13 protein-coding genes are annotated in these 12,537 nt (G+C 52.6%); 9 read left to right on the top strand and 4 right to left on the bottom strand.

What is annotated here, in order from left to right; genetic code table 11:
• Nucleotides 1–22: 22 nt before the first annotated feature.
• Nucleotides 23–880, bottom strand: a complete 858-nt coding sequence (gene hexR / locus BFW38_RS16755; RefSeq protein ID WP_425427928.1) for a transcriptional regulator HexR — start codon at nt 878–880, stop codon at nt 23–25.
• A gap of 367 nt (nt 881–1,247) precedes the next feature.
• On the opposite strand from hexR, the gene BFW38_RS16750 reads away from it, so the two are divergent.
• Nucleotides 1,248–1,442, top strand: a complete 195-nt coding sequence (locus BFW38_RS16750; RefSeq protein ID WP_068999932.1) for a PA3496 family putative envelope integrity protein — start codon at nt 1,248–1,250, stop codon at nt 1,440–1,442.
• A 179-nt stretch (nt 1,443–1,621) separates the two neighbouring features.
• Here BFW38_RS16750 and BFW38_RS16745 read toward each other — a convergent pair whose 3' ends face one another.
• Together BFW38_RS16745 and BFW38_RS16740 are read right to left on the bottom strand one after the other, a co-directional pair.
• Nucleotides 1,622–2,977 carry a sodium-dependent transporter gene (locus BFW38_RS16745; protein WP_068999930.1) on the bottom strand — a complete coding sequence of 452 codons (1,356 nt, stop codon included), beginning with the start codon at nt 2,975–2,977 and terminating at the stop codon, nt 1,622–1,624.
• Between the two features lie 556 nt (nt 2,978–3,533).
• The gene (locus BFW38_RS16740; protein WP_068999928.1) at nt 3,534–4,409 is read right to left on the bottom strand and encodes a DUF72 domain-containing protein; all 876 of its coding nucleotides are present in this window, start codon (nt 4,407–4,409) and stop codon (nt 3,534–3,536) included.
• 296 nt (nt 4,410–4,705) lie between these two features.
• On the opposite strand from BFW38_RS16740, the gene BFW38_RS16735 reads away from it, so the two are divergent.
• From BFW38_RS16735 to BFW38_RS16705, 8 genes are all read left to right on the top strand, one after another.
• Nucleotides 4,706–5,356 carry a YitT family protein gene (locus BFW38_RS16735; protein ID WP_084004733.1) on the top strand — a complete coding sequence of 217 codons (651 nt, stop codon included), beginning with the start codon at nt 4,706–4,708 and terminating at the stop codon, nt 5,354–5,356.
• Between the two features lie 68 nt (nt 5,357–5,424).
• Nucleotides 5,425–6,816: an argininosuccinate lyase gene (argH, locus tag BFW38_RS16730; RefSeq protein ID WP_068999927.1), complete on the top strand. Its 1,392-nt coding sequence runs from the start codon at nt 5,425–5,427 to the stop codon at nt 6,814–6,816.
• A gap of 274 nt (nt 6,817–7,090) precedes the next feature.
• The gene (gene lptM / locus BFW38_RS18535) at nt 7,091–7,213 is read left to right on the top strand and encodes an LPS translocon maturation chaperone LptM (protein ID WP_084004732.1); all 123 of its coding nucleotides are present in this window, start codon (nt 7,091–7,093) and stop codon (nt 7,211–7,213) included.
• Between the two features lie 29 nt (nt 7,214–7,242).
• The gene (lysA, locus tag BFW38_RS16725; RefSeq protein WP_068999922.1) at nt 7,243–8,499 is read left to right on the top strand and encodes a diaminopimelate decarboxylase; all 1,257 of its coding nucleotides are present in this window, start codon (nt 7,243–7,245) and stop codon (nt 8,497–8,499) included.
• Nucleotides 8,500–8,603: 104 nt separating this feature from the next.
• Nucleotides 8,604–9,434, top strand: a complete 831-nt coding sequence (gene dapF / locus BFW38_RS16720; RefSeq protein ID WP_068999918.1) for a diaminopimelate epimerase — start codon at nt 8,604–8,606, stop codon at nt 9,432–9,434.
• Nucleotides 9,435–9,442: 8 nt separating this feature from the next.
• On the top strand, nt 9,443–10,129 hold the full coding sequence (locus tag BFW38_RS16715) for a DUF484 family protein (RefSeq protein WP_068999917.1): 687 nt from the start codon (nt 9,443–9,445) through the stop codon (nt 10,127–10,129).
• A gap of 4 nt (nt 10,130–10,133) precedes the next feature.
• Nucleotides 10,134–11,048, top strand: coding sequence for a tyrosine recombinase XerC (locus BFW38_RS16710; protein ID WP_068999915.1), 915 nt, complete (start codon nt 10,134–10,136; stop codon nt 11,046–11,048).
• A complete protein-coding gene (locus BFW38_RS16705; RefSeq protein WP_068999913.1) occupies nt 11,033–11,728 on the top strand; it encodes an HAD family hydrolase in 696 nt (231 codons plus the stop codon). Before BFW38_RS16710 ends, BFW38_RS16705 begins: the two co-directional genes overlap by 16 nt.
• On the opposite strand, the gene yihA is transcribed toward BFW38_RS16705, so the two are convergent.
• Nucleotides 11,715–12,503, bottom strand: coding sequence for a ribosome biogenesis GTP-binding protein YihA/YsxC (gene yihA / locus BFW38_RS16700; RefSeq protein WP_068999911.1), 789 nt, complete (start codon nt 12,501–12,503; stop codon nt 11,715–11,717). The two genes, BFW38_RS16705 and yihA, sit on opposite strands and share 14 nt — an antisense overlap.
• Nucleotides 12,504–12,537: the final 34 nt, after the last annotated feature.

Raw genomic sequence — 12,537 nt, 5'->3', positions numbered from 1 at the left:
ACAAACAGCACAGGTGGGACATTCAAGCATCTCGCTGATCTTGCATGCGTAACCCCTGAAGGCTTCGTTTCACTGCCTTCAGGTGTTCAGCGAGCTTGGGGCCGCGCAATTTAGCAACCCCCACCGCCAGTACATCCACAACCACGAGGTGCACAATTCGAGAAGTCATCGGCGTATAAATTTCAGTGTCTTCTGGCACATCGATATACAGCGGCAACGAGACCTGCTCGGCCAGCGGTGTACCGCTGGGGCACAAACCAATGACACTGGCCCCCGCATCATGGGCCAATTGAACACTTTGCAGTAAAGACGTCGTGCGACCCGTCTGGGAAATCGCAACCACGACATCACCTGGAGTCAACGTCACCGCCGACATGTTCTGCATATGAGGGTCAGAGTAGGCCGCCGTCGACATCTGCAAACGGAAAAATTTGTGCTGGGCATCGACCGCTACAGCCCCTGAAGCGCCATAGCCATAGAACTCAACTCGATTGGCATTGGCCAATAAATTAATCGCATCCTGTAAACGTGTAATATCCAGGCGGTCACGCACCTGCAGTAACGTTCCGACTGTTGAGTCAAAAATGCTGCGTGAGAATTCACCCACCGTGTCGCCATCATTCATTGAGAACTGTGCAAAAGACGTATCAGTCGCCAGTACTTGCGCCAGTTTCAACTTAAAATCTTGAAAACCATCACAGCCTAAAGCCCGGCAAAAACGCACCACAGTCGGTTCGCTGACATTGGCCTCTGTCGCCAGATCAACAATCCGCATATGGATCACTTCTTTCGGACATTTCAGCACGAAATGCGCGACCTTTTGCTCCGAGCGCCGGAACTGGTCCATGGAAGTACGGAGTTTTTCCAGAATATTGATCACGATCGGGCCCGTCTTGCCGACTAACTAAATGAAGTAATACCGAATCAGTAACACTTAAGCGACGTAGCACTGAAGCCAAACAGCACTGAAGCCAAACAACACAAAAGCCAAGTAATACAGACGCTAAGCGGTACTCAATAAGTAATACGCTGGCCCCATTGTAACGAGGTCTGGCCGCTGACTTAACCCAAAATGACACAAAGTAGAAGAATTGGCGCAAAAATTGCGTCATATTTGCTGGGTTATAGTAGTCGTCGGCAGGATTGGAGGCCGCCTTGGCGGACGTACCATCAGACTACGGATAACAGAGGTTGGACCACGCGAGCCCATCAGGCTCCAGGGACTTTCCTAAGACGAGGAGAAGGCTATGAGCGATATGCAAATGCTGGATAACGTCAAAGCGGAAATACTGGATATTTTCATGGACATCACGCTCCATGAACGCGAACAAACCCAACGACACCAGGCACAACGCAGCTTATCTGCACGCCGCCACATCGAACGCCGAAAAGAAATGAAAGCACTGGAAGCCGCTATCGAAGACGGTTGGGACGGCCACTAAACCAACGAACGGCTGGAAAACAACACCGCGCACTAACACCAAGACGCATCACCAAGACGAATCAAAAGCGCCCGGAAATGACTCAATATTGAGCATGCTCCGGGCGCAAGGTCTGCTTACAAGCACCGTTTAAACACTGACAACAGATTTAAACGCTGGCAAGCAGCCTAAAACACCTTTTACGAAAACAAGCTGCTGATAAAGACGATCACCACCCCGATGGGCGCAATATAGCGAGAAGCTAATTGCCAGGCCGTCGCTTGGCCGCCAGACAGCTGAAGTTCTTTGAGCACACTGTCCTGGTTCATCGCCCAGCCTAAGAAGACAATCGCCCCCAGGCCGGTTAACGGCAGCATGAACTTACTGGTTAAGTAATCCAGGGAGTCAAATACTGTCATCCCAGGTAATAGATGCAGCTCTGACCAGAGGTTCAAAGACAACACACTGGCGATACCCAACAGCCAAGTCGCAATGCCCGCAACCAAGGTGGCACCAATACGGTTCATCGGAGTGCGCTCTTCCAGCAATTCTACCACCGGCTCAAGCAGCGACATCGCTGACGTCAAGGCCGCAAAAACCAGTAGAATAAAGAAGAGAACGCCCAGAATTGAACCTGCCCCCATCTGGCCAAAGGCCAACGGCAGCGTAACAAAGATAAGCCCTGGACCCGCACTGGCATCTAACCCGTTGGTGAACACGACAGGGAAAATGGCCATGCCTGCCAACAGGGCAATCACGGTATCCAGAATCACCACGGTACGTGCCGTTTTCAGCAGATTGACATCTTCACCAAGATAAGAGCCGTAGGCCAGCATAATGCCCATACCCAGCGACAAGGTGAAGAAAGCATGACCCAAAGCGGCCAAGACCGTCTGCCCTGTTAATTTGGTCAGATCCGGTTGGAACATAAAGGCCATGGCATCAGCAAAACCGGGAGTGGTGATGCCATACACCACCAACACTAACAGCAGCAGCACCAATGCCGGCATCAAGAGCTTAGCCGCACGTTCCAGACCATTGGAAACCCCCATGGCGACAATCACCACCACTAACGCCATAAAGGCCGTATGCCAGCCTAAAAGCGTTCCTGGAGACCCCAAAAAGTTAGAGAACAACTCACCGGCACCTTCTGGTGAAATACCAGAAAAATCACCTGCACCAGAAAAACCGATATAAGAAAGCGCCCACCCCCCGATCACACTATAAAACGATAAGATCAACCAGGCGCCCAAAGTCCCCGCGACCCCAATTAATCCCCAGACCTTGGCCCGGTTATTTTGCTCAGCCACTTTAACGACAGAGTTAATGGGGTTGTGCTGCCCTCGACGGCCGATCATCCACTCGGCCACAAGAATAGGCATACCAATCAGAAAGACGCAGAGCAGATAGACCAGGACAAAAGCGGCACCGCCACTATCACCGACCATATAAGGGAATTTCCAAATATTCCCAAGCCCCACCGCAGAACCCACTGCCGCGAGGATGAAGCCCATTTTCGAAGACCACTGACCGTGGCTACTGGCTTTAAGTGTCATGTTTTACACCTTTGAATCCTACGGATTACCCCGATATCACACGGGGCAATGCTTATTGTTGTTAGGCTCCGCAATGAATTTTAAACACCTACACCTGTCCCTCTACCCTATGTAAGCCATATAGGCAGGTGGCATCAGGCGTACGGGGGATAAAGTCCAACGGACGCCGCAGGATCGCTGCCGCGAAATACTCGCATCACATGGATGAGGTCATCACATGAAGTCATTCGCTGGGTAAGCCAATGGATGCGTAGCGGAAGCCTGCACCAGTGGATAACTGGCAACAGTTTGTTTAACTAGAGTTACCTGTTTTACCTACAAGCTGTCAATGAGGTTTGTATTAAAAACAGTGTTTTCACTTAAAAATATTAAGTTGGGCAATATAATAACAGGGTACGATATATCTCGCCGATGAAGATCCAGTTCTTCGTTATCAACACATCGCTTCGTTATCAAACATCACTTCGTTATCAAACATCACTTCGCTATCCAAACAGTGCATCGATATCAAAACGATACATCGACATCAAAAACACACTCACGATTAAACAGCGCGTTAAAACAACATCGATTGCTCAACAACATGAGCGGCAATAGAAGGCCCCTCACCTAGAGGCGGCATCGTCTCCACCTCTTGTTCACAAGCACTGACAAGCCCACGATGGAAAGCCTGAGCCCGCTCCGGGGCATCCGCATTGCTGGGGCTGTGCACAAAAAACCAAGGGGTTTTCCCCTGCTTTATCCACAGCATTAATTGAGGCCACCATTGCGCCCAAAAAGCCTGATCCACCTCAGGTTGCCAATGGCCAATAAACCGAATAATCGGATTCTGCCCCGTTGCGAGGACATGTAAAGGTAGTCGTGGTTTTTTACTGAGCGCTTCACGGTTCTCCGGCGTCTCAATCAAAGGCGGTGCAAACAAGGCCCGACTGTCCAACATCACCCGATCAACACCTCGACTCATCAATAGTCGATTCAGCTGACGCTCCGCTTCTCCTTTGGCAAAAAAAGCGGGGTGGCGCACTTCAACAGCACAAGCAAAAGCGGCAGGCCACAGATCAAAACAGCGTGATAAGCGCGGTAAAACTTCAGGCCCAGCGCTGGCCGGCAGCTGAATCAACACCGGCCCCATGTGCGACCGCAAGGGCGTCAGCCGATCAAAAAACAGGCGTAGTCCCTCTTCAATATCCAATAACTGTGCTTGATGGGTCAGCTGCTGCGGCAACTTAAAGACAAAACGAAAATCTTCCGGCGACTGTGCGACCCAACTGGCCACTTTGCGTTCATCAGGCATCCCATAAAAAGTGGTGTTGCCTTCGACACAGCTCAACTGTTGCGCATAATCACGCAACGGTTGCGTTCGTCCTTGCCAGTGCGCCCAGCCGGTATGCTGCCATTGTGCGCATCCTAAATAATAAGACCGATCCGTCATTCCCTTATTGTGCCCGTTCAATATGCACTTATAAAGTGCATCACTATTTTATCGCACCAATTTAAAGCGCCAGCCAAAGACATTAATTCGGTCAATATTTTTACTTAAATAAAAAAAGACAGATTAATCATCTGTATTTTACATAAATTTCAATATATAGTTCTGGCACAAAATATGCTTGGCTGAATAGCACTGGCGTCGCCCACCCCTGATGCCAGCAGATCAACAGCACTCAGCCACCCAAGACCACAAGTCGCCGGTCGGCAAACACTGAAATAGCAGTGAAGGAGTCCTCAATGAACACCTCTGTAACGGCTCGCGCCATCCAGGAACGGCCATCATCACGACTCGGGCTGCGCCATCGACTCGAAGCCTGGCTGCCCCTGCTTGAAGGTTCATTATTGGTTGCACTGGGCGTGCAGCTTTTAAAAAGCGCAGGTCTTATGGTCAGCGGCACGGCGGGCATCAGCCTACTGCTGAATCATGCCAGCGGCTGGAATTTTGGCTTGATCTTCTTTGTCATCAACCTCCCTTTCTATGCCTTAGCCATACAGCGTATGGGGTGGGCTTACAGCTTCAGAACATTTATTTGTATTACGTTGTTATCAGTCATTGCTGAAACACTGGGGTTAGGCCTCACGCTCAGTGAAATTCACCCCCTGCTGGCGGCACCTGTTGCGGGCCTGTTAATTGGTTTGGGGCTGGTCATCTTATTTCGTCGGCAGGCCTCACTAGGGGGCTTTAACATCCTGGCCGCTTGGTTGGAGAAACAATGGGGGCTGCATCCAGGCCGCACTTTACTCTGCACCGATATGTCAGTGATCGCTTTAGGGCTTTATCTCTTGCCTTGGCATCAAGTGCTCTGGTCGCTCTTGGCTTTTGTCAGCCTTGCTTCAGTCGTGGGGCGCTATCATCGACAATCAGAAGTTGAACGTCATGCCCGTTAACGTCTGAGCCCAGGCTCTGGTAAACTCGCTGAATAACGACGACTGGACACACGGAGATTCAGCACAACATGAGCCAGCAAACTGATAAACCTTGGGGCGGCCGCTTCAGTGAAGCCACCGATGCCTTCGTTGAGCGCTTCACCGCCTCAGTGACCTTCGATCAGCGCCTTTATCACCACGATATCCAGGGCTCAATCGCCCACGCCACCATGCTGGCGCGTGTCGGGGTGCTCACCGAGGACGAACGTGATGCCATCATCCAAGGGCTGAACGAAATTCACGGCGAAATCGAACGTGGTGAGTTCGATTGGTCCGTCTCGTTGGAAGATGTTCACATGAACATCGAGGCTCGGCTGACGGCCAAAATCGGCATCACCGGGAAAAAGCTGCATACCGGTCGGTCGCGTAATGACCAAGTGGCCACCGATGTCCGCCTTTACCTACGGGATGAAATCGACACGCTCAGCGAGGAGCTCAGCCGCCTCCAGCGTGGCACCATTGAGCTTGCAGAACGTGAAGCGGACACCATCATGCCCGGCTTTACACATCTGCAAACGGCTCAACCCGTGACCTTCGGCCATCATCTGCTGGCTTGGAACGAAATGCTCCAACGTGATTATGAACGTCTTCAGGATTGTCGTAAGCGCGTTAACATCATGCCTCTTGGGGCCGCCGCACTGGCAGGCACGACTTATCCTATTGATCGTGCTTACACCGCCGAGCTACTGGGCTTTGATCGTCCAAGCACTAACTCGCTGGACTCTGTGTCTGATCGCGACTTTGCGATTGAATTCTGCAGCCTCGCCAGCTTAATCCTGATGCATATGTCACGCATGAGTGAAGAGCTGGTGTTGTGGACGAGTGCCCAATTTGACTTTATTCATTTGCCGGATCGTTTCTGCACAGGCAGCTCGATCATGCCGCAAAAGAAAAATCCCGATGTCCCCGAACTGGTTCGCGGTAAGTCCGGACGGGTTTATGGCCACCTGATCAGTTTGCTCACTCTGATGAAGTCTCAACCGCTGGCTTACAACAAAGATAATCAGGAAGATAAAGAGCCGCTGTTTGATACTATTGATACCCTCAAAGGTTGCCTTAAGGCTTTTGCCGATATGATCCCGGCCATCGAGCCCAAGCGCGAGCAAATGTTTGAAGCCGCTCGCCGAGGATTTTCCACCGCAACCGACTTAGCGGATTACTTGGTGCGCAGCGGCGTTCCTTTCCGCGACGCCCATGAGGTTGTCGGTAAAGCGGTTGGATTTGGCGTTGAGCAAGGGCGAGACCTCTCAGAAATGACGCTGGCGGAACTACAGCAATTCTCTGATGTCATTGCCGCTGATGTCTTCGACGTACTCACCCTGGAAGGTTCTGTTGCTGCGCGTGACCATATTGGTGGCACCGCCCCTGCACAAGTTCGTGCGGCGGCACAAACGGCCAAAGCCCTGATCGCTGCACGTTAAAGCAGAGAGGTCGTGCTCCAACATTCAAGCCCCAAGCGACGGCCTGAATGCTGGAGCGCGAAAACAGGCGGTCTCATAAAAAAAACGATATAGCCTAAACATTTGTGATCACGCACTTTAATGCGCCGCAAACTGGTTTAGTGCATCGTAAGACTTTAGTTATCGCCCGCTCAGCAGGTATGATGGAAATCTTGGCTTTGGGGCAACGTATTGATCACCGAAACCTTCGAGGCCATCAAACACCTCAAAGTTGAGACAACGCTGAGAGACCTGCATGCGCATACTGCCTTTACTGTTATTAATGCTGTTCGCGATCAGCGGCTGCGGTCAAAAGGGCCCCCTCTATATGCCGTCACCCGCCCCTTTGACCAGCACTGCGCACGCCCATTCTTCATAAAAACACCGCTAGCTTAAACGGAACCCAGCATGGACTACTTCAATTACCATGATGGCCAGTTACTGGCTGAAGATGTGCCAGTCGCCGAACTGGCTGAACAGTTTGGGACACCTTTATATGTTTATTCCCGAGCCACGCTGGAGCGTCACTTTCGAGCGTATGACGAACCGTTAAAGGAGCAGCCTCATCTGATCTGCTACGCCGTCAAAGCTAATAGCAACCTCGCAGTGCTCAGTGTATTGGCTCGTCTCGGCGCAGGTTTTGATATTGTCTCTGGCGGTGAGCTAGAGCGAGCGCTGGCCGCCGGTGGCGACCCAGCCCGCATCGTTTTCTCCGGCGTGGGCAAACAACCCCATGAAATACGTCGGGCACTGGAAGTCGGTATCAAGTGCTTCAATGTCGAGTCCATTCCAGAGCTGGAACGACTGGATCGAGTGGCGGAAGAGCTGGGCGTTCGGGCGCCGATTTCGTTACGCGTCAACCCTGATGTTGACCCGCAAACACACCCTTATATCTCGACCGGGCTCAAAGCCAACAAATTTGGCATCGCATTTGATCAAGCGGTTGAGGTCTATCAACATGCCGCCAGCCTGAACCATCTCGATATCATTGGCGTTGACTGCCATATCGGCTCACAGATCACCTCTTTGCCCCCCTTTCTAGATGCAATGGATCGACTGTTAGTCCTGATTGACCAACTGGGTGAGGCCGGTATCCAGATTCACCACCTCGACTTGGGCGGCGGGCTAGGGGTTCAATATCATGATGAAACACCTCCGCTCCCTGCCGACTATGTCAAAGCGATTCGCGACCGCCTGGCAAATCGATCATTGGAACTGCTGATGGAGCCAGGACGATCAATTGCGGCGAATGCAGGAATACTGGTGACTCGGGTTGAGTTTCTAAAACCCGGAGAAGAAAAAGACTTTGCGATCGTCGATGCGGCGATGAATGATCTGATTCGCCCCGCACTATACGATGCCTGGCAAAACATTATCCCGGTACAGCCTCGCGATGAAACGCCGACACGGACTTATGACATTGTCGGTCCCATCTGTGAAACGGGTGACTTTATCGGTAAGCACCGAGAACTGGCACTGGCGCCAGGTGATTTATTAGCAGTGCGCTCAGCCGGGGCTTATGGATTTGTCATGTCATCTAATTACAATAGCCGTAATCGCGCAGCAGAAGTCATGGTTGCGGGTGATCGCCGTTATCTGGTCCGTCAGCGTGAAACTTATGAACAGCAGATGGCAGGCGAATTTCCGTTGCCAATTTCAGGCTAAAAAGGGTTCAAACCAAAACGGGGTTCAAACCCAAACGGGCTTCGAATTCCAGCGGGTTTAAGTCATCGTCGGGTTAACCGCAGAAAAGGCGTGATAAGACACTCATGTTGCTGCACTTCACAAAAATGCATGGATTAGGCAATGACTTTATGGTCGTTGACCTCATCAGCCAACGGGCTCGCTTCAAACCCGAACAGGTTAAACAGCTGGCAGATCGTCATTTCGGGATCGGTTTTGACCAGCTATTACTGGTTGAAGCCCCGACCGAACCGGATGCGGACTTCCGTTATCGGATCTACAATGCAGATGGCTCCGAAGTAGAAAACTGCGGTAATGGCGCCCGTTGTTTCGCTCGCTTTGTCCGTGATAAAAAACTGACCATCAAGCGGGAGATACGGGTTCAAACTGCTGGCGGCCCGTTACTGCTGCATGCGCTGGATGATCAGCGTGTCACCGTCAATATGGGGGCACCTCGGCTGCAACCGAGTGAGATTCCATTTCACGCCAATGAAAAAGCCACGACCTACCCCCTGATAGTGGACGGTCAGCACTATGACATTGGTGCTGTCTCTATGGGCAATCCTCATGCGGTGTTAGCCGTTGAGGCTGTCGATCAAGCACCGGTCACAGCGTTGGGGCCCAAAATTGAGCATCACCCAGACTTTCCCCAAGGCGTGAATGTTGGCTTTTTGGAAGTGATCAGTCGTACCGAAGGCCGACTTAGAGTCTTTGAGCGAGGTAGCGGAGAAACTCTCGCTTGCGGCACCGGCGCTTGCGCGGCGATGGTCTCAGGGGTATTGCGCAACTGGTTTGATACAACGGTAACCCTACACTTACGTGGCGGCACATTGGAGATTGAGTGGGCTGGCCCAGGCCACCCAGTCATGATGACAGGCCCAGCTGTTCGCGTCTTTGATGGTCAGATTCTGATCTGAGAAAACTTATGAGTGACTCACAAACTTCTGCTCATTCAGCACCCGCATGGCTAACGGCTGAAGCCGTTGAAGCCTGGCTGACCGAGCACCCCGCGTTTTTTAAAGGCCGGGAAAGTCTGCTGGCAGAAATGCAGCTGGATCACCCCTGCGGAGATGCTGAATCGCTGCTGCTGTATCAACTCCGCCTGTTGCGTCAGGAGCAGGCTGAACAGCGCAAACAGTATCGCCAGCTGCTCAATACGGCACGAGACAACGAACATCGTTTGCGTCGGGTTGAGCGCCTGGTACTGGCCTTGCTGGATACCCCTGATCCGTGTGAACTGTTCCAAGCCTTGCAGGCTTCGCTCCGGGATGACTTCAGAATTCCCGAAACTCGGCTGTTCACTTATCAGCCGATTCCAGGGCTCCCGCAACTAGATGAACGTAGCGCGGGCGCTCAACTGGCACTGCTTGGCACCAACGAAGCCAGCAGTATCGCACTGGATGAATTCAATGCGCCCCTGTTAGACATGACCCAATTGGCAGGCGGATCCGCCTTAATGTGTCGATTGGGCGAACCGGCTTTGGGCATGCTGATTTTGGCGCATCCACGACCGCACCAGTTCAATCATCAACAAGATACGCTGTTTGTCGAGTATCTCGGCCATATCATCCACCGGTTGCTTTATCGGCAACAGGAAGGTCGACATCGCTGAGTCTATGGCTGAGCACTTGGCGCAGTTTCTCGACGCTCAGGCCAGTGCCTATTCACCGCATACACTGGCCGCTTATCGTCGAGATTTAACGCCGTTGGTGCAGCAGCTCAAGGCGGCCCCTACGGCGACAGAGTTACAACAGTTTTTAGCCCAGCGCCACAAGGCAGGCCTCGCCCCGCGCAGCTTACAAAGACTCCGCATTGCAATCCGCCGCTTCTGTCAATATTTAGTCCAGACCGGAGTGATTGAGCAAGACCCAAGCTTGCATTTAAGAGCGCCTAAAGCACCACGCCTACTGCCACGCTCTATCGATATTGAGCGTTTGCAGGCCTTCTTAGATGCCCCCTGGGATCCTGACGACCCCCAACAAAGCCGTGACCAAGCATTACTGGAACTCCTCTATGGCAGCGGCCTGCGCCTCGGAGAGCTGATTGCACTCAACACCAGTGATTGGCACCCTGGCCGAGACCGACTCATCGTGCAGGGCAAGGGTCAGCGCCAGCGACAAGTCCCCATCGGCCGACGCTGTCAAACCGCGATGACCGCTTGGTATCAATGTCGCGCCCTATGGTGTCGCGATGCTGAAGAAAACGCATTATTTCTTGGTCAACAGGGACGACGCCTTAACCCCCGAACAGCACGGCGTCAACTGCAGCAATTGGCGATTGAGCGAGGATTGCCAGAACACTTACACCCCCACCGGTTACGCCATGCTTTTGCCAGCCACCTACTGGCTTCGAGCGGCGATTTGCGCGGTGTTCAAGAACTCCTGGGGCATGCCAGTCTAAGCTCTACCCAAGTCTATACGGCACTGGACTTCCAACACTTAGCGCGAGTCTACGATCAAGCCCATCCCCGGGCTCATCGGGACGAGCACAGCCCATTAGTGACAGGAGAAGACCCATGCGACCCCAGTTAATCGCCTTTGATTTAGATGACACCCTCTGGCCCAATCGGGATGTCATGCAAGCGGCTGAAGCCGCACAGTATCGGGCGCTATGTGAGCGAGTTCCGGCATTATCCGAGCATCTCTCACAAGCCGAGATGTCGGCACCGCGACTGGCCTTACTCGAAGCCGATCCGAGCTACTACCGTCGAATCTCTGATTTACGCCGAGAGAGTATTGTTCAGCTGCTCACACCATGGGTAGACAACGAAGCCGACCGCCAACAACTGGCCGATCAAGTTTTCCAACAATTTTGGCAGGCGCGCCAAAGGGTGACGCCATTTACCGATACCGAGAAGGCTCTCAAACGCCTCGGCCAGCACTTCCCCTTGGCCGCTTGGTCGAACGGTAACGCCGACTTAAGCACTATTGGGCTAGCCCATCACTTCAGTCATATCACCCGAGCGGAAGTGTTAGGCGCAGCGAAGCCGGACCCAGAGTTTTTTCGTCGAGCCCTGGCCGAACACCACCTTCCCCCAGAAGCCGTACTCTATGTTGGCGATCACTTACAACATGATATTGAGTCCGCCGCCAATTGTGGCCTGATGACCGCCTGGATTTATCGTGACGCCGATGCCACAGTGCCCCATCAAGCCACCTGGGCCTGTGAGGACTTACATCAGTTAGCAGAACAACTGCTTAGCCCCGCTTAATCTCAATGGCGCCTGTCACCGCTGAGCTCTCATTCTGCGATGAATCGCGTTCCGCCTCCGCAACCGAGGTTTCAGCATCAACGTCATCCTCTAACAACCAAGACTCCAGCTGGCGCCAGGCTTCCTGTACGCCTTCTTGCTTCAGCGCTGAGAATAACTGCGCCGTCACCTCAACGCCCACTTCTCGGAGCTCTCGGCGCACCTTGAGCAACTGCGCCTTGGCAGGACCACGCTTGAGCTTATCGGCTTTAGTCAAAAGCAAATGCACAGGTAGATCACGGGCTAACGCCGCATCAATCATCATTTGATCGAACTCGGTCAGTGGATGACGCATATCCATCACCACCACCAGCCCCACCAGAGACTGACGCCGCATGATATAGTCACCCATGTGGCGCCCCCATTCCTGGCGCATTTTCTCGGGTACTTTGGCAAAGCCATAACCGGGTAAGTCGACCAGTCGGGTCTGCTCACCCAAACTGAAAAAATTAATCAACTGCGTCCGCCCAGGCGTTTTACTGGTACGGGCCAGACTTTTATGCGTCAAGGTGTTCAAAGCACTGGACTTTCCGGCATTGGAACGGCCCGCAAATGCCACTTCTCGGCCAATATCTGGCGGGCACTGAGCTAAGCCAGGTGCACTTTTCAAGTAATCCGCCTGACGAAAAGGTAAGCGCGATTGCAACTTAGCTTGACCTCGATCATTGACCTTTTCGGGCTGACGGGTTTTGTTAGAAGACGCAGCTTTTTTGGAAGATTTTTTGACCTGAGACATAGGGGATGAATCTAGCGCCGAAGGGAAAGGGTGG

Origin of the sequence: Terasakiispira papahanaumokuakeensis, assembly GCF_001709345.1 — a bacterium.
Taxonomy (GTDB): Bacteria; Pseudomonadota; Gammaproteobacteria; order Pseudomonadales; family Halomonadaceae; genus Terasakiispira; species Terasakiispira papahanaumokuakeensis.
This window is presented reverse-complemented; position numbering and strand designations above follow the sequence as displayed.

Excerpts from the sequence above, each read along its gene's own strand:
- dapF (WP_068999918.1), top strand. The coding sequence starts at position 8,604 with ATGTTGCTGCACTTCACAAAAATGCATGGATTAGGCAATGACTTTATG.
- BFW38_RS16745 (WP_068999930.1), bottom strand. The coding sequence starts at position 2,977 with ATGACACTTAAAGCCAGTAGCCACGGTCAGTGGTCTTCGAAAATGGGC.
- lptM (WP_084004732.1), top strand. The coding sequence starts at position 7,091 with ATGCGCATACTGCCTTTACTGTTATTAATGCTGTTCGCGATCAGCGGC.
- BFW38_RS16735 (WP_084004733.1), top strand. The coding sequence starts at position 4,706 with ATGAACACCTCTGTAACGGCTCGCGCCATCCAGGAACGGCCATCATCA.
- BFW38_RS16750 (WP_068999932.1), top strand. The coding sequence starts at position 1,248 with ATGAGCGATATGCAAATGCTGGATAACGTCAAAGCGGAAATACTGGAT.
- BFW38_RS16710 (WP_068999915.1), top strand. The coding sequence starts at position 10,134 with ATGGCTGAGCACTTGGCGCAGTTTCTCGACGCTCAGGCCAGTGCCTAT.
- lysA (WP_068999922.1), top strand. The coding sequence starts at position 7,243 with ATGGACTACTTCAATTACCATGATGGCCAGTTACTGGCTGAAGATGTG.
- BFW38_RS16715 (WP_068999917.1), top strand. The coding sequence starts at position 9,443 with ATGAGTGACTCACAAACTTCTGCTCATTCAGCACCCGCATGGCTAACG.
- BFW38_RS16740 (WP_068999928.1), bottom strand. The coding sequence starts at position 4,409 with ATGACGGATCGGTCTTATTATTTAGGATGCGCACAATGGCAGCATACC.
- BFW38_RS16705 (WP_068999913.1), top strand. The coding sequence starts at position 11,033 with ATGCGACCCCAGTTAATCGCCTTTGATTTAGATGACACCCTCTGGCCC.
- argH (WP_068999927.1), top strand. The coding sequence starts at position 5,425 with ATGAGCCAGCAAACTGATAAACCTTGGGGCGGCCGCTTCAGTGAAGCC.
- yihA (WP_068999911.1), bottom strand. The coding sequence starts at position 12,503 with ATGTCTCAGGTCAAAAAATCTTCCAAAAAAGCTGCGTCTTCTAACAAA.